This window comes from Microcoleus sp. Pol7_B2 (genome assembly GCF_036701035.1).
GTDB lineage: Bacteria > Cyanobacteriota > Cyanobacteriia > Cyanobacteriales > Microcoleaceae > Microcoleus.
On the sequence record NZ_JAUBQB010000022.1, the window covers coordinates 49,546 to 69,890 of the forward strand.

16 protein-coding genes are annotated in these 20,345 nt (G+C 44.8%); 8 read left to right on the forward strand and 8 right to left on the reverse strand.

Translation table 11 applies throughout. The features are described 5' to 3' along the window. Window positions 1-391 precede the first annotated feature (391 nt). Complete coding sequence (locus QUA57_RS11345; protein ID WP_333059463.1) at window positions 392-559, reverse strand: hypothetical protein; 168 nt, start codon at window positions 557-559, stop codon at window positions 392-394. A 76-nt stretch (window positions 560-635) separates the two neighbouring features. Here QUA57_RS11345 and QUA57_RS11350 point away from each other — a divergent pair, with 76 nt between their 5' ends. From QUA57_RS11350 to QUA57_RS11365, 4 genes are all read left to right on the forward strand, one after another. Beyond that, entirely contained in the window at window positions 636-839 is a 204-nt protein-coding gene (locus QUA57_RS11350; RefSeq protein WP_333059464.1) for a hypothetical protein, read from the forward strand. Window positions 840-1,002: 163 nt separating this feature from the next. After that, window positions 1,003-1,584: a CHAT domain-containing protein gene (locus QUA57_RS11355; RefSeq protein WP_333059465.1), complete on the forward strand. Its 582-nt coding sequence runs from the start codon at window positions 1,003-1,005 to the stop codon at window positions 1,582-1,584. A gap of 239 nt (window positions 1,585-1,823) precedes the next feature. Continuing rightward, window positions 1,824-2,465, forward strand: coding sequence for a hypothetical protein (locus QUA57_RS11360; RefSeq protein ID WP_333059466.1), 642 nt, complete (start codon window positions 1,824-1,826; stop codon window positions 2,463-2,465). A 163-nt stretch (window positions 2,466-2,628) separates the two neighbouring features. Further along, window positions 2,629-3,096, forward strand: a complete 468-nt coding sequence (locus tag QUA57_RS11365) for a hypothetical protein (RefSeq protein ID WP_190734193.1) — start codon at window positions 2,629-2,631, stop codon at window positions 3,094-3,096. A gap of 74 nt (window positions 3,097-3,170) precedes the next feature. Here QUA57_RS11365 and thiO read toward each other — a convergent pair whose 3' ends face one another. Both thiO and QUA57_RS11375 read right to left on the reverse strand, forming a co-directional pair. Beyond that, window positions 3,171-4,268 (reverse strand): glycine oxidase ThiO, encoded by a 1,098-nt coding sequence (gene thiO / locus QUA57_RS11370; protein ID WP_333059467.1) that lies wholly within the window; start codon window positions 4,266-4,268, stop codon window positions 3,171-3,173. Between the two features lie 151 nt (window positions 4,269-4,419). Next, window positions 4,420-4,758 (reverse strand): 2Fe-2S iron-sulfur cluster-binding protein, encoded by a 339-nt coding sequence (locus QUA57_RS11375; protein ID WP_333059468.1) that lies wholly within the window; start codon window positions 4,756-4,758, stop codon window positions 4,420-4,422. Between the two features lie 117 nt (window positions 4,759-4,875). Here QUA57_RS11375 and cimA point away from each other — a divergent pair, with 117 nt between their 5' ends. Next, a complete protein-coding gene (gene cimA / locus QUA57_RS11380; protein ID WP_333059469.1) occupies window positions 4,876-6,492 on the forward strand; it encodes a citramalate synthase in 1,617 nt (538 codons plus the stop codon). Window positions 6,493-6,826: 334 nt separating this feature from the next. On the opposite strand, the gene QUA57_RS11385 is transcribed toward cimA, so the two are convergent. Both QUA57_RS11385 and QUA57_RS11390 read right to left on the reverse strand, forming a co-directional pair. Further along, window positions 6,827-7,795 (reverse strand): SPFH domain-containing protein, encoded by a 969-nt coding sequence (locus QUA57_RS11385; RefSeq protein ID WP_333059470.1) that lies wholly within the window; start codon window positions 7,793-7,795, stop codon window positions 6,827-6,829. 109 nt (window positions 7,796-7,904) lie between these two features. After that, entirely contained in the window at window positions 7,905-8,336 is a 432-nt protein-coding gene (locus QUA57_RS11390) for an NfeD family protein (RefSeq protein WP_333059471.1), read from the reverse strand. A gap of 334 nt (window positions 8,337-8,670) precedes the next feature. Here QUA57_RS11390 and QUA57_RS11395 point away from each other — a divergent pair, with 334 nt between their 5' ends. The 3 genes from QUA57_RS11395 (at window position 8,671) to QUA57_RS11405 (ending at window position 14,885) form a co-directional block, all read left to right on the forward strand. Further along, window positions 8,671-10,809 (forward strand): protein phosphatase 2C domain-containing protein, encoded by a 2,139-nt coding sequence (locus tag QUA57_RS11395; RefSeq protein WP_333059472.1) that lies wholly within the window; start codon window positions 8,671-8,673, stop codon window positions 10,807-10,809. Window positions 10,810-11,522: 713 nt separating this feature from the next. Continuing rightward, window positions 11,523-13,430, forward strand: a complete 1,908-nt coding sequence (gene dxs / locus QUA57_RS11400; RefSeq protein WP_333059473.1) for a 1-deoxy-D-xylulose-5-phosphate synthase — start codon at window positions 11,523-11,525, stop codon at window positions 13,428-13,430. Between the two features lie 234 nt (window positions 13,431-13,664). Next, entirely contained in the window at window positions 13,665-14,885 is a 1,221-nt protein-coding gene (locus tag QUA57_RS11405) for an NAD(P)/FAD-dependent oxidoreductase (protein WP_333059474.1), read from the forward strand. Window positions 14,886-14,944: 59 nt separating this feature from the next. On the opposite strand, the gene QUA57_RS11410 is transcribed toward QUA57_RS11405, so the two are convergent. From QUA57_RS11410 to QUA57_RS11420, 3 genes are all read right to left on the reverse strand, one after another. Next, window positions 14,945-17,365 carry a sulfotransferase gene (locus QUA57_RS11410; protein WP_333059475.1) on the reverse strand — a complete coding sequence of 807 codons (2,421 nt, stop codon included), beginning with the start codon at window positions 17,363-17,365 and terminating at the stop codon, window positions 14,945-14,947. A gap of 135 nt (window positions 17,366-17,500) precedes the next feature. Continuing rightward, window positions 17,501-19,573, reverse strand: coding sequence for a Wzt carbohydrate-binding domain-containing protein (locus tag QUA57_RS11415; protein ID WP_333059476.1), 2,073 nt, complete (start codon window positions 19,571-19,573; stop codon window positions 17,501-17,503). After that, window positions 19,574-20,329 carry an ABC transporter permease gene (locus QUA57_RS11420; protein WP_333036325.1) on the reverse strand — a complete coding sequence of 252 codons (756 nt, stop codon included), beginning with the start codon at window positions 20,327-20,329 and terminating at the stop codon, window positions 19,574-19,576. Between the last annotated feature and the right edge of the window lie 16 nt (window positions 20,330-20,345).

Consider the following 20,345-nt stretch of genomic DNA (forward strand, 5'->3'; position numbering starts at 1 on the left):
TACTGCCGTACTAATTGCTAATCATTGCAGCAAATTGATTTCTCTTTTATCCTTACGTATTAGGAGAATAATAAGTTCTTGGGTGGGATTTGTGGTTGCTATTATTTTCAGAAAAGTTGAGATAGCGGATGGCTCTATTGACTGTCGTTACCGAGCCTTTTTGCTCGACAACAATTCAGTTAAGAATTATAAGTGATGCGGAACCGTATGAACCTGCCACTTAACAGGTGTATTGATAGGCAGATTTACATGACAAATCACCAGGCATCAACCAGGCGTCAAAAATCCCTTTCAAGCAGTGTATCCAATGGTCAGCATATTTGGGTGAATGAACAGATTCTGTCAATATCCAAAGCTACCTTGTCGCTTGTTATCTTCAAGTTGCATTGGTTTATTGCTGCAGCCCTGTAGCAGACTTTACCATATTTTTCAATGCGGGAATAGTCTGCAATAAAGCATCTGTCCCTAATTTCCCAGTAAAAAATGCTTTCAGGGCTTTCTTTATTTCCCGGTTGTTACCAATCCTAGGATATTCGCCTGTCTCAGCGAGAATCGTCATAACTCAACTTTGTTTGCAGAAACAACTGTGAAGCCTGTCAGCCGCCAAACAAATTGCTGCACCCGAAGGCATTAATATGATTGGTTGGTTGCACGATCGCCATTCAGTAATTTATGCCACTATTTTTGCTTGCATCGTCTGTGGCACACTTTACTGTACCGGATTCTACCCCAACTCGATCGCAGGTTCAAAAGTTGGGCTACTGGCGAAAACTTTTTATTGGCGGGCGATAGGGGCGATCAAATTTCAGGCAAAAACTGCAATAATCCTGGAAAGATAAAGGATACTGTACCGTCAATCTCAAACAATGGAAAATCTTGATATTTTTCTTGAGTATAGCTTGACTCGATACAAAATATGCGGTAGGATTTATTATAGTTAAGTGTTAATACTGCATCTATAATTCAATATCTAGTCAATTGTAATCGCCCTGCATTTACCATATGTTTCAAGGTCAACTTGCTAAAAAGATTTTGATTCTATCAGCTAATCCAATAGGAACTAATACACTTCGTCTCGATCAAGAAGTACGCGAGATAAAAGAGGTTTTACAAAAGGCTAAAAATCGGGACAGCTTTGAGGTTTTGACTGAGACAGCAGTTCGTGCGAGAGATATTCAGCAAATAATGCTGGATAACAGACCGCAAATTCTTCACTTCTGTGGGCATGGTACTGGAAATCAGGGTCTAGTATTTGAGGATATTAATGGAAGAGCAAAACCAGTTACAACAGAGGCACTTGCAACATTATTTGGGTTGTGTGCAAGTTACGTTGAGTGTGTGGTACTCAATGCCTGCTACTCAGTTGCTCAAGCAGAGAGAATTGCTGATTACATCAGGTACGTAGCTGCTATGAGACAGGATGTTGGTGACAAAGCGGCTATTGAATACTCTCGTGGTTTTTACTCTGCCATAGCTGCTGGCGAACCCTACGATATTGCTCATGAGTATGGTCGCAACGCTATTCAAATTGAGGGTCTTGCTGAAGAAATGACCCCCTTAATCAAAAAAAAAGATCGGGATTAATTGCTCAGATTAAAGCCGATCTTTGTGGGGAAACTTCCAAATATCCGCATTCCGTAGTAAAGCTTTTCAATAGACTACCAGTACGAGTTCAAAAACTTGTAGTTGTAGTCATCATTACTATCAAAGCAATTAGAGACATTCTAAAAATTTGTCTCGTTGTTTTCCTGCTTTGGGCTTGTGGTTACATCACCCTAAAACAGTTGCTGCTTTTCTATCTCCTTTTAATAGGTGGAATTCTCTTGTCTGCTGTAGCACCTGCCATATCATCTGTCTACTCCGTTCCATCTGAGTGGATAAGCTTGAAACCTGCAATGATTCTTTTTAATAGGTTTACACATGAAAATAGACAAAATATTTATTTTTTAGAAAATACTGATTTAGAAAAAGAGTTAAAAACATACAATGAGGCAGCAGAGATTATCTCTAAGTATTTATCTAATTCTCCAGATTTGTTGAGAAAATATCCCGAAATTAGTGAAGCATTTCGAGAAATAAACAGCGGTATTATAACAGCTAAAAGGCTGCACGAGCGAGAAATAAATCAACGAAAAGAACGGGAGGAGGAACAAAGGCAACAAAGGCTTCGTGAGGAAGAACGAGAAAGACAGGAAGCAGCAATCAAGAAGGAATACGTTCAACAAGAGCGGATAAAACGAGGATTAAGGTATGGTGAACCTCCCATAAACAGCTATAGTTGTCCGGCACAATTTCCTATTCGAGCTACTGCCAATCTCGATGAATCAGATTCACGTGGCATCTACTATTACTCAAATGAAAGGGCAGGTGTCGAGGTATTCTGGTGTTTTTCTAGCGAAGAGGAAGCCAAGGCTGAGAATTTTCGCCGTCCCCACAAAACACCACCCAAATATCAACCCAGGTAAAAGGTAATTGCAGAGTGGGTACAGATGACTAACAATGGGGTTGCAGGAGACGTGCAACATCTTTTTGTCTATTGTTCAGGTTTACTGACCGCCGCTGTACGCTGTTTGCGATCGTTTCTCTAACTTGCTACAATCTAATCGCACACGCGACAAGAAATGGGTTATGACCGAACTATTAGATGAGACGCTTTCTATTGAAATGGCCGCTCGCATCAAAAGCAACCGTAAAAACTGCTTTGACAACGCTTGTAAAGCAGCGTTAGCCACCGAGGGCGCGATTTATGTTCAAGGCTTTTTAGCCGTGCCCGGAGTGCCATATAAACCCATCGAATATAGCTGGATTGAACTCGACGAGCGAATTGTTGACCCAACCTTTCCCCATCTCGGTTTCATCGCTCAAGACATTCATTACTTCCCAGTCCAGCGCTTCAGCGTCAAGAAACTCAAAGCAATCCTAGAAGAATCAAAAGAAGATTATCCTGAAGACGACCCGCTGCCGATTTATGGCAATCAACCTTATGAATATTACGGCGATTTGATGTTAGGCGGTAGCGATTACCAAAATGCTTACGATTTGGCTGCCGCTAAATGCAGGGAATTAAACCAACCCAAAAAACAGGATGCGAACTAATTCAAGACTTACCAAAAAATGGTTGGATGCGCCTATTATAGCAGTAAGGTACGCTGCATCCTACGTATAGAGGTTCAAGTAAGTGGTGAAGCTCCAAACCTCGAATAATGAAAAGCAGGCAATAACGGATCTAATTTCTGATTCCCAATCAAATCAGCCAACAATTTAGCCGTCACCGGAGCCAACAAAATGCCGTTGCGGTAATGCCCCGTAGCCCATATCAAGTTCTCCCAAGCACTAGCACCCAAAATCGGCAATTCATCAGGAGTAGCCGGCCGAAATCCCCACCAAAACTCCAGAATCGGATAGTTTTGTAATTCGGGATATAACTTAATGGCTCCTGCTAGCAAACTTTGGATTCCTGCAGGCGTATTTCCAGGCGTGAAATCGACATTTTCGCTAGTTGCACCAATAATAATTCTGCCATCTTGACGTGGCACAATATAAATGCCAGTCCCGAATAGAACGGTTTGCAGGGGCTGGATAACTCCACAATCTTGTGGTACACATACTGACAGCATTTGTCCCTTTCTTGGAAAAACAGGAATATCCAATAATTTCTCAGACCAAGGACCCGCCGCCAAAACATAACGGTCAGCTTGTAATTTTCCTGCCGTTGTTTCGACTCCAAAAACTCGGTTGTTCTGCCGAATAACTTCCTCTGCAGTGCCTTGAATAATATCAATTTTTAATTCTTTGCTTGCAAATTGAAGCGTCCGAAATAAAGCGCGGTTGTCTACTTGAGCGTCGTCAGGATACCACCAACCGCCAATTACTTCTTGACCTAATCCAAACTGGTGCTGGCGAACAGTATCTCTGTCCAACCAGTGATAATTAAGGTTTGACAAAAGCGGCTTTTCTTGAGGCTCATTTTGACAAACTGGTGCGAGAATTCCCGATCGCCAATATCCCGTTTTCAATCCGGTAATATTCTCTAGCTGTTCTACCCAGGCGGCATACAGTGCGCGGCTTTGCAAGCACAAATCCAGCATCGGACTGGGGGGAATTCGTTCGGCTTGCGGGGCAAGCATTCCCGCAGCAGCCCGGGCCGTCGGTTGTTTAGAATCGGCGGTGAGAACCGCAACAGATGCCCCTCGCAATTTCAGTTCTACTGCTAGCGAAAGGCCAATTATTCCGCCGCCAATAATCAGAATATCTTTAGATGAATTCATTAACTTTTATATGGACTTTCTGGCTTTTTTAACCTCTCGGGTTTCTTTATGGTAAGGTGCCCTGTGTGCACCTTACAGTGAGAATTCTTGCACAAGTCTTAGAGATTATCTGGCAAGGCGATCGTCCTATCTGCCTTCCTTAACAAAAAATCTATGCTTGGGGTTTCCAGACAGTTTCAGAACCTTGACCCCAGAAACCGTCATATTTTGTCACCTTAATATCGCCTAAAACCTTGGTTTGGCAGGACAAACGGCGATTGGAGGCGGGAGAATGGGGAGGAACGGAAAGTCGGGCTTTTTCGCGCCACTGGGGCTCGGAAACTTCGCCCTCGACGGTGACGGCGCAGGTGCCGCAAGTGCCGGGGCCGTGGCAGTTGATGACTTTGGCGTTGCCGTTGTAGAGATCGATGCCGTTTTTGAGCAAAACTTCACGGAGATTCGCTCCGCGATCGCACTCAAATGTTTTGCCTTGCGCTTGTACCTTGACCACAGCAATTTACCCCAGTTAGATTTATGTTAATTTTCCTATATATTATCGCATTAAATTCAAATATATTCATCTAATATAGTAAGTGATATATTACCAATTTCTCGATCGCAATTTCCCATGACAAATCGGCTCTGGATCTACGATACCACCCTGCGAGACGGTGCTCAGTGTGAGGGACTCTCCTTATCTCTCGAAGACAAACTGCGAATTGCTCGGCAGTTAGACAGTTTAGGAATTCCCTTTATTGAAGGCGGCTGGCCGGGGGCGAATCCTAAAGACGTACAATTTTTTTGGCGGCTCAAAGAACAGCCTCTAACTCAAGCAGAAGTTGTAGCTTTTTGTTCGACTAGGCGGCCCGGAACTACGGCAGCTAATGATGAAATGTTGCAGGCTATTTTGTCCGCCGGTACTCGCTGGGTGACGCTGTTTGGCAAGTCGTGGGATTTGCACGTTATTGAAAGTTTGAAGACGACGCTAGAAGAAAATCTGGCGATGATTCGAGATACAATTGAATATTTGCGGAGTCAGGGAAGGCGCGTTATTTACGATGCCGAACACTGGTTTGACGGCTACAAACACAATCGAGATTATGCTATAAAAACTTTAGAAGTGGCGGCGGATGCCGGTGCAGAATGGCTAGTGCTTTGCGATACTAACGGGGGTACTTTGCCTCACGAAGTCAGTCAGGTTGTTGGCGATGTTTTAGAATCTTTAGGAACTAATCGCGAAAAATCTTTACAATTAGGAATTCACACTCACAACGATTCGGGAGTTGCGGTTGCTAATGCTTTGGCTGCCGTGCGGGAAGGAGTGACGATGGTACAGGGAACTATTAACGGTTACGGCGAACGCTGTGGCAATGCCGATTTATGTTCCTTAATTCCTAATTTTCAGCTAAAGTTGGGTCATAATTGCATTGAAGGCGAGCAATTAGTTAGATTAACTCAAGTAAGTCGATCGATTAGTGAAATTGTCAATCTTGCTCCCGACGATCGTGCTCCTTTTGTCGGCCTTTCTGCTTTTGCTCACAAAGGGGGAATTCACGTCTCGGCTGTTGAGAAAAATCCGTTAACTTACGAACATTTGGAACCGGAAAAAATTGGCAACAGGCGGCGAATTGTGATTTCGGATCAAGCGGGTTTGAGCAATGTTTTGGCGAAAGCGCGCACTTTTGGCATGGATCTCGATCGCAAAAATCCTGCTTGCCGCCAAATTTTGGAAAAATTGAAAAATTTGGAAAGTCAGGGATATCAATTTGAGGGTGCTGAGGCTTCTTTTGAATTGTTAATGCGGGAGGCATTGGGAAAGCGCAAGCATTTATTTGAAATCAAAGGTTTTCAAGTTCACTGCGATAAAGGTAAGGAGGAAACAGTTAATTCTTTAGCAACCGTTAAAGTGACTGTTAACGGTCAAGATATTCTGGAATGCGCGGAAGGAAACGGGCCTGTTTCGGCACTTGATGCGGCTTTGCGGAAGGCTTTGCGGAATTTTTATCCGGCAATTACTGATTTTAACTTAACAGATTATAAGGTGCGAATTTTGGACGGATGTGCGGGAACTTCTGCTAAAACTCGCGTGTTGGCCGAGTTTAGTAACGGTCAAGACCGCTGGACGACCGTGGGGGTTTCTGGTAATATTTTGGATGCTTCTTATCAAGCGGTTGTTGAGGGTTTGGAGTATGGTTTGGTGTTGGGAGATAGGGAGGCGATCGTTTTAACTGTGTCGAGTTATTAGGTTGACGGCGAAGAGAAGTTGCCTGAATATGTATGTTTAAATAGATACCAAATACCAAGGGGAGCATCTCAATGAAAGCAGCCAAGCCCTAAATTGGAGTTTTGAGGCAGGAGGCTCTCTTGCTGCGAGGCAGGATGAAAGAGTCTGAAGGAAGGAGCCAGAAGAAGTGTTTTTACAAATATGAGATGCTCCCCTACTTTTGGGAGCATCTCAATGAAAGCAGCCAAGCCCTAAATTGGAGTTTTGAGGCAGAAGGCTCTCTTGCTGCGAGGCAGGAGGAAAGAGTCTGAAGGAAGGAGCCAGAAGAAGTGTTTTTACAAATATGAGATGCTCCCTACTTTTTCACCTCATTATTATTACCTTCCCCAACTATCGATCGCATTCCTTCGAGCGTCGCGGGAATGCTGCGCGGATCCATAAACATCACCTTGCTGCTGTCGCTGGTGCCAATTTTTAGACCCATATCCAGATAGTTTTGAGCTAACAAAAATTGTAAAGCTTCCCGGGCAGTGGGGTCATTTTGCAGAGTTTTGGCGATTATTTGCAAGGCCTCAGAAGTAGCTTGAGCTTTCAAAACCTGACTTTGGCGTTCTGCTTGAGCTTTTAGGACGATCGCCTTTTGTTGAGCTTCCGCTTCCAAAATAGTCGCTTTTTGGCGCGCTTCTGCATCCAAAACTTGCGCTTCAGCTTTACCTTTGGCGCTGTTAACTGCTGACTCGCGTTCGCCCTCGGATGTCAGAATTGCCGCCCGCTTGCGTCGATCGGCTGCCATCTGCAATTCCATCGATTCCTGTACAGTTTTAGAAGGGATAATATCGCGCAATTCTACCCGCGTTACTTTCACTCCCCAAGGATCGGTAACAATATCTAAATCTCTGAGCAAGATTTCATTAATTTGAGAACGAGCAGTAAAGGTTTGTTCGAGATCCAGTTGACCCATTTCGGCGCGAATTTGAGTCAGCACCATATTTACCATTGCTGACTGGAGATTTTCTACTTTGTAACAAGCTTTTTCCAAGTCTACAATGCGCCAGTAAACCACAGCATCAACCGTGAAGGAAACGTTATCCCGGGTGATACAAGCTTGCGGAGGAATATCTAAGACTTTTTCCCGAATTGTTTGCTCGTACACGACGCGATCGAAAAACGGCGTGACAAAATTCAAACCGGGTTCCAGTTTCTTGCCGCTGTATTTACCTAAAGTTTCCACCAGCGCTTCATTTCCCTGATTGATAATCTTGACTGAACCTGCGAGGGCTGAGCCGCCGAGTGCTAAAAATACAAGTAAAAAAAATTGTTCCACGGTCGCCTCCTATAAATATAGAGTGTTGACTGTTGACTGTTGACTGTTAAATGTTGACTAATGACTGATGACTAACTACTAATTGGCTGTGATTAATTACGCATTTTGTTTAAGAATGCAAGAGATTTTCTGGCAAAACTATCAGAGTAGTGCCTTTCCGTCCGACGACAATTACGTTTTGGTTGGGGGGGATAGTGGCCTTCGTGTCTTCGCAGCGAGCTTGCCAAGAATTCCCCTCATAAATGACTCGGCCGGCTTCTCCGGGGGGAATTTCTGTTAAAGTTTTTGCTTCCTGAGAATCTGCGATCGCCCTTGCCGTGCCTTTTGGTATCAACCGCCGAGACAGCAGCACAAAAACTGTCGAAAGTACCATCCAGAGGAATATTTGTAAATTAACGTAAGGTATAACTAGAGAACATCCCGCTACAGCGAAGGCGCTCAGTCCCATCAGAAAAGCGACAAAAGCAGTCGGGAGAAATAGCTCTGCCAAACACAGCAAAGACCCAGCTAGCAGCCAAAGGAGCGTCGGAGTCCAGATCATAAAAAGAATAGGTGATACTATTTAGATCTTAGATTGGAAATTTAAGATTTAAGAAAAGCCAACAACTGACTCTGCAAGGGTTTGCCACTTGCAAGCCCTCAGAGCGCTTTTTCGCGCCGCGGTACCAGGTTGAGGCTTCCATCGTACTCCAAGTCTGAGTTTAGTAACTTAAATTACAATTTAAGCCGGTGCAGACTGGCAGAAACTACAATTTCTACGGGCCCAAAGGCAGTTAAGAAATTGATAGGGGCTAAAATCAGTTTATTCTCAAGCTCATGAATTTGGGCTGGCGAATCATATATCTTCAGAATGTTTTTACACAAACTATTTCGATATGATCAGCAGTTTCTCCGAACCCATTTATTGCCCGAATCTTAGCTGTCCCGATCCCCGCAATACCTTTGGCCGCCAGCACTGTGCAGCGTGCGAAACGGATTTAATTTATCGCTATGTGTGGGTGGTGGGGCAAGCAGCCGAGGAAGTGCCGACGGGTAAGGTAATAGCCGATCGATACTTTGTCATTGCACCCCAAATCTGGCTCGACAGCCGTCCAGTTCTGCCTCCGAGCGTCCCGGAACAACTGCCAGATACGATTATGCCTTACCTGCATTTGTATCCCCAACGGCTGCATACGCCGGAAGTATACGGTTATTGTTCGCTAGGGGAAGCACCGGAAGCGACAGAGGTGCTCTTGTTGGAAAATGTGCCCATCAATAATTTCGGTCGCCTGTATCCTTCTATTTTAGAATCTTGGTCGGGGACAAGCGCCGCGCGACAAGTTTACTGGCTGTGGCAAATGCTCCAACTGTGGGCGCCGCTGTCGGAACAAGGAGTCGCTTCGAGTTTGCTGGTACCGGAAAATTTGCGGGTGGAAGGTTGGCGGGTACGCCTGCTGGAACTGCACCGGGGCAATTTTGTACCGACGCTGCGGGATTTGGGAGATGTGTGGTCAGGTTTGGTGGAATCAGCGCAACCCGAGGTGCAGTCGAAACTCGGAGAGATTTGTCAGTTTATGCGCCGCAGCAGCATGAATTTCGACGCGATCGCCCTGGAACTCAACGATTTACTATTAGAACAAGCCGCTAAATTGCCTCTGCACTTAGAAGTAGTCGGCATGACTGATACCGGGCCGCAGCGCTCCCAAAATGAAGACAGTTGCTATCCGACTGCTGCTGATTTTCAATCTAGCAAAACTTCAGGGAACGACAAATTAATTCCTTACTTGACAATGGTTTGCGACGGGGTTGGAGGCCACGAAGGAGGAGAAGTTGCCAGTCAATTAGCCGTGCAGTCCCTGAAAGCTTTAATCCAAAATTTGCTCGCAGAAATTGCTGAACAAGAAGAGTTGATGACGCCAACAATGGTCATCAAGCAACTCGAAGAAATAGTGAGAGTTGTGAATAATGTGATTTCGGCTCAAAATAATGAGCAGGGAAAAGAGTTGCGGCAGCGGATGGGGACGACTTTGGTGATGGCCCTCCAGTTGCCTCAAAAAGTGAAAATTTCCGAGGATTTGCCCTCGAATAATAGCCACGAACTTTATTTAGTCAATGTTGGAGACAGCCGCGCTTATTGGATTGGCAAAAATTACTGTCATCGGCTGACTGTGGACGACGACGTAGCCTCAAGGGAAGTCCAGCTAGGACATTGTTTGTACTGGGAGACTCAACTGCGATCGGATGCAGGAGCCCTGACTCAAGCTTTGGGAACGCGGGACGGCGATTTCCTGCGCCCGACGATTCAGCGATTTATTGTCGAAGAGGAAGGCTTACTGCTGCTGTGTTCCGACGGTTTGAGCGACAACGACTGGGTAGAGAAATCTTGGGAGAATTACGGCCCAGAGGTGCTCGAGGGCAAAATGTCTTTGGAAGCCGCTGTTCAGTCTTGGATTCGTCTCGCCAACGAGAAAAACGGTTATGACAACACCTCGGTGGTGGCGACTCACTGTCGGATGTCCCCGGAGAGATTGGTACTGTTTGATCCGGCGGTGGCGTCAGCGCCGGCGTCAGCGCCAGTGTCAGCCTCGGTGTCGCTGCCGCCTTCCCTCGCGGCATCCCTCCAGAAGTCGGGGAGGATTCCAGAATCTCAGCTTTCAGAATCGTCCAAACAGTTGTTGTACCCCGAAACTTCCCCCGCCCCGGAACCAGTTCAAAAACGGCGCTCCAAGCTGCCGCTGCCACTACTGGGGGTGTTGGGGCTGATATTAGCCGGCGGCGGTTTAGGTTTGTGGGTGCAAAGCCTCCAAAGCCGCCAGCCAGAGCCCGCACCGCTTCCGCCACCGCCGGAAACTCCCGCCCCGATTCCTTCGGAGACTCCCTCGCCCGGGGCAGAGAGTCCCTCGCCGTCGCCCGAATCGACTCCTGCGGAAATTGCGCCGCCCGATAGTGAGAGTCCCTCGCCGTCGCCCGAATCGACTCCTGCGGAAATTGCGCCGCCCGAAGAAGCGGAAACTCCTTTGCCATCAGGGGAGTAAGCGAGAGTCTCTCGCCGTCGCCCGAATTGAGTTTTGAGCTTACAAAATAATGCTTCGAGCGTCGCAGCTCTCTACTATCCAAATTCGGGAAAACTTTTCCAGTGTAAATGGAATGATTTCTGGTAGAGGTTGTTGATTTACAGCATATTCCATGTAGATGTAGATCGCGATCAACCGGGTTTTTTGAACAGAATCAGTAAGGATGCGAGAACTGTAAAGAAACCTGGTTTCTGGGGTGTACTTCATAAACCTGGAATACGCTGTATATAAATCAAACTTCACAGGGGAGCATCTCAATGAAAGCAGCAAACCTAGAAATTAAAGTTTTGAGGCAGAAGGAAGGAGCCAGAAGAAGTGTTTTTACAAATATGAGATGCTCCATCACTGTTAAGGATTTTGTATCATAGTCCGCCTGCAAAAACAAGAGGGCTAAAAAGTCAGCCATCACTACAAAAAGTAGTTAAAAATGCTTAAGAATCTCCATGCAGCTAACAACTAGCCATTAGCAACTAACAACATAAGCTTTTTTTATATTGACGGCGCGCAATTTATTAACTATAATTACCAGGTCAAAAATAACAAAAATCTTACGCCTAACAGTTTTCCTCAAATAACCGTTAAACTATTCTAACGTTTGCCCGTACCCAACGTCGCAGGCTCAACCTATATCTGTTAAGGATTCGTCCTGATTCACAGGAGCAAGATTTTAAAATATGCATCTCAGCGAACTGACTCACCCAAACCAATTACACGGCCTCTCGATTCATCAACTCGAACAAATTGCCCGACAAATTCGAGAAAAGCATTTAGAAACTGTAGCCGCTAGCGGCGGCCACCTCGGCCCAGGATTGGGTGTAGTCGAACTGACCTTAGCACTCTACCAAACACTCGACCTCGATCGCGACAAAGTTACCTGGGATGTCGGCCACCAAGCTTATCCTCACAAATTAATCACCGGCCGCTACAACCAATTCCACACCCTGCGCCAAAAAGACGGCGTTGCAGGCTATCTCAAGCGCTGCGAGAGCAAATTTGACCACTTCGGCGCCGGTCACGCTTCCACAAGCATTTCCGCAGCGTTAGGAATGGCGATGGCGCGCGACCTCAAGGGGGAAAACTTTAAAACTGTAGCAGTCATCGGCGACGGCGCATTGACGGGCGGCATGGCACTTGAAGCGATCAACCACGCGGGCCATATGCCGAAAACCAATTTGTTAGTTGTGCTCAACGACAACGAGATGTCAATCTCGCCCAACGTCGGCGCAATTACCCGCTATTTGAACAAGATGCGATTGTCGCCACCGGTGCAATTTCTCAAAGATAACTTAGAGGAACAATTTAAACACATTCCCTTTGTCGGCGAAACTTTTACTCCTGAAATGGAACGCCTCAAAGAAGGGATGAAACGCTTGGCCGTCTCAAAAGTTGGAGCAGTAATTGAAGAATTAGGCTTTACTTACATGGGCCCGGTAGATGGACACAATTTGGAAGAGTTAATTGCCACTTTCAAACAAGCTCATACCATTCAAGGGCCGGTGTTGGTTCATGTGGTGACGGTGAAAGGCAAAGGATATGCGATCGCCGAAAAAGACCAAGTAGGATATCACGCCCAAAATCCCTTTAACTTAGCCACAGGCAAAGGCATTCCCTCCACCAAACCCAAGCCTCCAGCTTACTCGAAAGTCTTTGCCCACGCCCTCGTCAAGCTAGCAGAAGATAATCCCAAAATTGTCGGCATTACCGCTGCAATGGCAACCGGAACCGGTCTGGATAAACTTCATGAAAAACTGCCGAAACAGTACATTGATGTCGGGATTGCCGAACAGCACGCCGTGACTTTATCCGCTGGTTTAGCCTGCGAAGGAATGCGCCCGGTTGTGGCAATTTACTCGACATTTGTGCAGCGAGGCTATGATCAAATAATTCACGATGTTTGCATCCAAAATTTGCCAGTTTTCTTCTGTTTGGATCGCGCCGGCATTGTCGGTGCTGACGGGCCAACTCACCAAGGAATGTACGACATTGCCTTCTTGCGGTGCCTGCCAAATATGACAATTATGGCGCCAAAAGATGAGGCAGAATTGCAGCGGATGATAGTCACGGGAATCAACCACACAAGCGGCCCGATCACCATGCGTTACCCGCGCGGCAACGGTTACGGCGTGCCTTTGATGGAGGAAGGTTGGGAAGAATTGCCGATCGGCAAAGCCGAAATTCTCCGCAACGGCGACGATGTGCTGATTTTGGGTTACGGTTCAATGGTTTATCCGGCAATGCAAACCGCCCAGATTCTGAGCGAGCACGGTATTGAAGCAACTGTGATCAATGCGCGTTTTGTCAAGCCTTTGGACACCGAATTAATCTTGCCTTTGGCACAGCGAATCGGCAAAGTTGTCACAATGGAAGAAGGCTGTTTGATGGGAGGCTTTGGTTCAGCAGTAGCCGAAGCTTTGTTGGACAATAATGTGGTTGTTCCAGTGATGCGGTTGGGTGTACCCGATACATTGGTAGATCATGCAACGCCTGAACAATCATTTGCCTGTTTGGGATTAAATCCGTCGCAAATGTGCGATCGTATCTTAGCAACCTTCAGCCGCAAACAGTCTCCTGTTAGCGTGTAAATAGCTAGAATTGTAGGGTGCGCCTAGCGCACCTTACCATTCATTCGAGACTAATCCTAAGAAATACCCGATCTATGACAGTGTAATAAAACGACCCCGCAAGTCTGATGGTGTCACATTCAGAACTCTACCTAAAATTTGACCGTTTGAAGCAATTTGAATCGTAGTGGCGTCATAACTACCATTGCGATATGTCTGCGGGTATTTTGACATTGGAAGCGAGTTAAAAGCAAAATGAATTTAAAAAGTTTTGACATAGTAATAGTAGGAGCCGGCCCTGCAGGCGGTCACTGTGCGAGAATCCTAGCCAAATCCGGCCACAAAGTCTTGCTAGCAGAGCAAAACGACAATTTTAATAAAAATGACTTTTCTAGCGCCGCCACGCCTCTAGAAACCCTCTCTAAATTCGATTTGCCTGAATCCGTTATCGGCAGTTTTTGGCATAAACTTACTATTGAAACTAGCAAAATCAGTCAAAGTTGGGAGTCTCCCGAAAGCTTGGGAGTTGTTCTCAACTTTGCTAAATTTAGAGCATTTTTGGCCAGCGAAGTTGAGCGATTTGGCGGTGAAGTTTGGCTGGGTTATCGCTACACCCGACATTCACAAGCCAAGGGCGAAACAACCGTAGAATTTAAACAGTTATCCGACGGTCAAATAATCAAAGTTAGCACGAAAATATTGGTTGATGCTACTGGCTTTGCTAGGGCGGTTATGTACGAAAAAGAGAATGAGAAGCCAGATTTTTTGTCGGGAACCGGAATCGAATATTTAATTGAAGTAGAGCCGGAAGTTTACAATAAATACAGCGGTGATTTAATCTTCTTTTTGGGCGATAAATGGATGCCCAAGGGTTATTCCTGGATATTCCCAATGGAACCAAACAGGCTGAAAGTTGGTACGGGTCGCATTTTTTTAGACCCGAAAACAATGAGGCATTTGTCACCGCTGAAAAAATATATTGATTTACTGATTGATGAATATCTGAAGTCAAAAAATTATAAAATTATTGACAAACACGGTTCGACGCTGAAGTACAGTCGCGGCTTGAAGGATATTTATTGCAAGGATAATATAATTGCGATCGGCGATACTGTCTCGACAGTGAATTTTTTGGGTGGCGAAGGGATTAGACACGGGATGGATGGTGCCGAAATCGCGGGGAAATATATTCAAAGATATTTGGAAGGGAAAATCTCAGATTTTCGGGATTATGAGACGGAAATGCACCACAAGTTTGATCGGAAATGGAATATTTCAGAAAGGTTGGCCGTGAGAAAGTATATCGATGATGTTAATGATGAACTAACCGATAAAATGATTTCTTATTTAAAGTATATGAAAACTGAAGATGTGATGGATATTTTATTTTATTATAAATTTGAGAAAATTTCCCGAGGGTTAGGCGGTTATTTGCAGAGAAAAATCAAGGGATTGATTAAGAAATTTAACTTGTAAGGTGCGTCCGTTGAGAGATTGTTAGTTGAGGGAAAAATCTGGCTGATTTACGCACCTTACTAAGCTAATTTTAAGGCATTTTTTGCGGTGACTTGAATGCGCGGCAGCGACAATAAATTATCGTCAAAACTGCTATAATTTAATTTATATGATACACCAAAAGTATATCCACTCGCTCCAATTAAATGCGCGACAATTGGATCGACATCCCCGTAAGGATAGGCAAAACATTTAACAGATTTCTCTAATCCCCGTTCCAAGATAGCACGAGATTTGGCCGCCTCCCGCACAATTTCTGTTGGCGACAATGCACTCAAAGGTTGATGAGTAGCAGACATAGAACCGAATTCAATTCCGGCATCACGCAGTTGCAAAATTTCTGGCCATCCCATTAACTGCACTTCTTCAAATTCGGCTTTTTCCCAACTATTTGTCTTTCCTATTGACTCCGCTACGAGAAAAACAGTTGCTGTAAAATCAAAGCGTTTTAGCACAGGCCAAGCATATTGGAAAAAGTCCAGATAGCCGCCGTCAAATGTCATCAATACAGCTTTACCGGGTAAAGGAGTTTTAGCCAGTTTTGCGCTTCGCCAATTTTCCCAAGTCGCACTGTAATAACCCTGATTTTTAAAATTGTGTAACTGTTGTTCAAAAATCTGGGGAGTAATTGCGTTTAAACCGTCAGGAGAAATGCGGCGGTAGGAGAGAATCGGGAGTTTTTGTGTAACGCTATGATTGTCCAAAACTTGAGGTTTCAGCGAGTGAGAAACTTCCCGATAAGAAGATTTTGAACTCAGGATTTCCGGTGCGTAAAATACTGGCTTTGGAAACTCGTTTTCTTGGGGAATTTGCATTGTCGGTTCCCCAGCGATTGCCGCGGCTGACTCGATTTCCTGCAGCGCCGCCGCCGGGAGTGAGGCGCGACGGCTGACACTTGTCCCGATCGCACCCGATCGCCTGCCGAACATCACCGCATTTGGGGGATAAATGCCCCCAGCACCCGGTGCATTCAACCCGTCGCGCAAATTAGACCTTTGTTGAGCACAAGAGGCTAAGCGCGATCGTAGCGATTGCTTGCCGTTGAGCGGTTTTCCCAACAAAGCTTCTCGCACGGCGGCGACGCACAACTCAAAACCGCTATTTCGAGTAATTGTCGATCGCAATTTTTGAGCAGAAACAAAATTATTTTCCACCGCAACACTGACAATACCGACAGCAACGCCGCCTACTTTCACCAGCACGTCTATTTCAGAAAGCTCAACTTTTATATTAGCAAATTCCTCGCTAATTTCTAAGACAATAAAATCTTTTTCGAGCGTAATTGTTGAGACTTTCTCTGCTATTTCTGGCTTGTAGAAATTCTCCAAATGCCACTGCGGACGCCCCCATAATTCTTGCAAAAAGAGCGTCCAGTCATATTTAGGGTGCAATGGTTCCAGCAAAGTTTCCCACAATTTATTGCCTTTTTCGCAGCGATTGCGTTGAAAGAAGCGATCGAGAATTTGCCAAGCAAACTGGGCTGCAACCGCATCCGCCAACACCGAAGCCGCAACCATGCCATCGCAAATCGGCAATTCAACAATACCGAGTTTAATTCCTTCTAGTTTGATCGTACAGCACAGGCGATCGTATATTTGCGGAAGATCACAAATATCGGAAATTGGTTCGCTCACTTCCACCGTCAACTTCCAGGCAATTTCACCCTTGACTCGCTGAATTTTATCTAAAATATATCGGATTTCATTGCTTTTGAAAATTTTATGATACTTGTGAACCTTATTACTTTTAACCTCTCTCTCGATCCCTTGGTGCCAAGGTAGATTTAAACTGAGGTTAGCAGCTTTTTCTTGATAGAATTCCAGCATTCTATCATCATATTCAATTTTCATAAAATCACAAATTTCTTCTAACTTTTTGACTTTATTATCTAGTATTTCCTCATATTTGACTAATATATGATTAGAATTTTTAGCATATTTGTGACTAATTAACATCGCCTCCTTCCAGCGATGGATACAGTGGTTTAAATCCCAACCAGGCCCCCACAAATCATGAGAATTCCTAGTAGCCTCATGCAGAGAAGCTATTGTATCCATACTGTTTCGCAAAATATGTATGAACTTAGCATCCGGCAACAAGCGCTGTATATCTTCAATAAAATATATGTGTTCCGGCGTTTTTTCCAACCAAATACTTTTGTTTTGTTCCGCCGCCAAACCATCCAAAACTCCGACAAACCAACTAACTTTAGTTGCCACAGTTTGACTATCATCAAAATCTTGCAAAAGTTCAGGCCGACTAATCTCATCCTTAAAAAAAGCTTCCATCCTACCTGGCAACTTTCCCGCAAACTTCTTGTACAGTAAATAGTGAAAAAACTTAGATTCAGGAAAAGAAATAACTTCAGGATGAGCGGCTAATAAACTTTGAAGCATGGTTGTGCCACTTCTCGGAGAGCCTACTAAAAATATCCGTTGCATTTTTATACCTGATAAATGGTTTGTGGATGAGATTTTTTTAATGAATCGCAGAGAGCGCACAAGATCCAGAGGAAGAAAAGAAAAAGGTATGATTGATGTTTATCTCTGGGATCTCTGCAGTTAAAAACTTTTTTCCTAACTCCAACTAAAATCTTCATGCAACAAATCAGAAAGTTTCTGATTGTAAGGTTTGAAATAATTTGTCAATTCTTGTTCTATTTCCTGTGGCATTTTGCTGTATTCATCGACATGATTAATTTCATCTTCTTTACTTGCACTAGAACTAATTTCCAAAAAATTTAACACTTCCGAAAAAACTTTGCCTGTATGTGCGTAATAATCTTCGCTTTTGATAATTAGCAACTGTTCTCTCGGAAAATAGTCGAGCCAATTTTTGATTTGTTCTACATAAATTCCCCGCGACAAATAAGAATAATGCTGGTGATTAAAACTGTAATATTTTTCATCAGCTTGGATTCTTTCAATCTCACCTTTGAGTCTATCAGGTTCTGAAGCGATCGCCTTTTCAAAATCCAACTTTTCGCAGCCGCTCGCCACTTCTAAATGATAGTGCATCCACGCTCGTTTTACGGGGTTTCGCAGCATTACAATCAGCTTAACTTCCGGGAAACACTTGTAAACTCGCTCCGCCACCAAAGGATGATAAATATAGTAAGAAGTCATCTCCCATAGGAGCACCTTCTCACTCGCTAAACTCCGCGTCAACTGCTTGCTGTACCAATCAACACCACGCTCAAAATTTAATTCAAAAAAGTGAACGTCCTGGGAACCTTCTTTGATAATTTGCAAGTGATTTGCGAGATGGCCGTATAGAGATTCCGTGCCACAGTTTTGAGCACCAATCATTAAAAAGTTAGGTTTTTGCTTATTTGCCAACTGAGTCAAAATCTTGGCGTAGCCGGGATTATTCTTATCCAAATCGTAAGTTTCAGCGGCTGGTTCGGCTAAATCCATAAGCGGCATTTTGCCCTCAAATTCCCAGCGGAACGGCGGACAAAGAATCGTTTTTTGGTTTACAGTCGATCGCACGTACAGCGGATAAACCTGCCAATGATAATCGTAGGCGTAAGCCAAAGTTTCCTCGTAAACCCCAGCATTCACGTAATACTGACCGTTTCCTAAATCCAGCCTATCTATTTGCAGCCGGATTTTGCCTTTCCCTTTCACCAGCGGCAGCAGTCTGCCCATTTGATTAGTATTAGTCTCAAAACAACTTTGACCATCTTCTCTGCTGATTGTCACGGCAAAAATTGCAGCAGAAATTTCCTGATACACCGAATAATAAATTTCAATGCTAATAGCATCACCGCTATCTATTTCCGTATTTGGCGACACTTTGACATCGGTAATTTCTACTTCCATAGAACCGAAGCGATTCTGATTACCTCGCAGTGGCGAGCCGCTACTTGTAGCTTCAGCAGCAGGCAGGGGAGTGCGATTTTCTGTGGACGATCGCATTTCTGACAAATACTGACCAACTACCACTTCCGGTTCCCCATAAGCCACGACTTCACCTGATTTCAGCCACAAAGCCCGATCGCACATTTTCTGAATTTGCGATGCGGTGTGAGAAATCAAAACAATCGCACATCCTTGATTCTTAAACTCAGTTATCTTGTTCAAACATTTAGTTTGAAAAGCCACATCACCAACCGACAAATGTTCATCAACTAACAGCACTTCTGGATCGGTATGCACCGCCACCGAAAAAGCCAGCCGCATTTTCATCCCCGTACTGTAAGTCCGCATCGGGCTGTCAATAAACTGTTTTAACTCTGCAAATTCCACAATATCGTCAAACCTGCGCGCCACTTCGCGGCGAGTCAAACCGGCCACCACCGCACCCACAAACACGTTTTCTCTGCCCGTTAGATCCGTATGAAAACCCGCACCCAAATCCAACAAGCCGCCAATTCGGCCGTTAACTTTAATAGTTCCTTCCTCAGCGTGACCAATCCCGCCGACTAATTGCAGCAGCGTTGATTTTCCCGCGCCATTCTTGCCAAGAATGCCTAGCATTTCCCCAGGAGAAACAGTAAAATTTATATTCCGCAGCGCCCAAAAACGCGACTCCGGCTTCAGCCGCCACCAACCGGACAAAGCGGCTTCCATAATCGTATAAGGTTTCGCGGTAGAGTAGCGATTAAAACGCTTACCCAAGCCCTTGACAATAATTGCTTCACGCATTTACAACTCCTCCACAAAATTATCGCTTTGCCGTCTAAAAATTCCCAGTCCGATGGGCAAAAGAGCCGCCACAGCCAAGGTCAAAATTAACAGAACCCGCCAATCGGGCGGCATACCTTTGAGCAGTATGGCGCGGTAAGCTTCTATCAGTGGCACCATTGGATTTAAGTAATAAAAAATCTTAAATTTTTCCGGGACGCTGCTGATGTCGTAGAAAATCGGAGTCAGGTAAAACAGCATCTGCAAAACTACTCCCAAAGTGTGCTGAGTGTCCCGAAAAGTGACATTCAAAGCGGCAAGGGGATAAGCAAAACTAACTGTCAGGAAAAACTGAATAATCATCAGCAGGGGCAACAAAAATAGCACTGCATTCAGATGAACGCCATCAATTGCCAGAAAGATAAGTAACACCGGCAATGCTAAGAAAAAGTGAATGAGCCCAGTCGTCGTCGTGACTACCGGCAAAATTGCCGAGGGGAAATTTGGCTGCCTGATTAGTGCCTTATTATTGGTAATTAATGCCGTTGATTTAAATAATACCGTTTGAGACCAATTCCAGATTAACAAGCCGCTGAAAGCAAAGGAAGAAAATTTTGGAATATTAAGGGGTACAACAGAGCGAAACAAAAAGGAAAATACAGCCAACTGTAACAGCGGACTGATTAAAGTCCAAGCAATCCCCAAGGTCGATCGCTTGTAAAGTAATTTCATCTCGCGATCGACCAACACTCGCAGCAAATCGAACCAATGAGCCATTTTGCGCCCATCGACG

Bases quoted from the DNA above. Each gene is read 5' to 3' on its own strand.
- QUA57_RS11345 (WP_333059463.1), bottom strand. From the start codon at position 559: ATGACGATTCTCGCTGAGACAGGCGAATATCCTAGGATTGGTAACAAC.
- QUA57_RS11350 (WP_333059464.1), top strand. From the start codon at position 636: ATGATTGGTTGGTTGCACGATCGCCATTCAGTAATTTATGCCACTATT.
- QUA57_RS11355 (WP_333059465.1), top strand. From the start codon at position 1,003: ATGTTTCAAGGTCAACTTGCTAAAAAGATTTTGATTCTATCAGCTAAT.
- QUA57_RS11365 (WP_190734193.1), top strand. From the start codon at position 2,629: ATGACCGAACTATTAGATGAGACGCTTTCTATTGAAATGGCCGCTCGC.
- thiO (WP_333059467.1), bottom strand. From the start codon at position 4,268: ATGAATTCATCTAAAGATATTCTGATTATTGGCGGCGGAATAATTGGC.
- cimA (WP_333059469.1), top strand. From the start codon at position 4,876: ATGACAAATCGGCTCTGGATCTACGATACCACCCTGCGAGACGGTGCT.
- QUA57_RS11390 (WP_333059471.1), bottom strand. From the start codon at position 8,336: ATGATCTGGACTCCGACGCTCCTTTGGCTGCTAGCTGGGTCTTTGCTG.
- QUA57_RS11395 (WP_333059472.1), top strand. From the start codon at position 8,671: ATGATCAGCAGTTTCTCCGAACCCATTTATTGCCCGAATCTTAGCTGT.
- dxs (WP_333059473.1), top strand. From the start codon at position 11,523: ATGCATCTCAGCGAACTGACTCACCCAAACCAATTACACGGCCTCTCG.
- QUA57_RS11405 (WP_333059474.1), top strand. From the start codon at position 13,665: ATGAATTTAAAAAGTTTTGACATAGTAATAGTAGGAGCCGGCCCTGCA.
- QUA57_RS11410 (WP_333059475.1), bottom strand. From the start codon at position 17,365: ATGCAACGGATATTTTTAGTAGGCTCTCCGAGAAGTGGCACAACCATG.
- QUA57_RS11415 (WP_333059476.1), bottom strand. From the start codon at position 19,573: ATGCGTGAAGCAATTATTGTCAAGGGCTTGGGTAAGCGTTTTAATCGC.
- QUA57_RS11420 (WP_333036325.1), bottom strand. From the start codon at position 20,329: ATGGCTCATTGGTTCGATTTGCTGCGAGTGTTGGTCGATCGCGAGATG.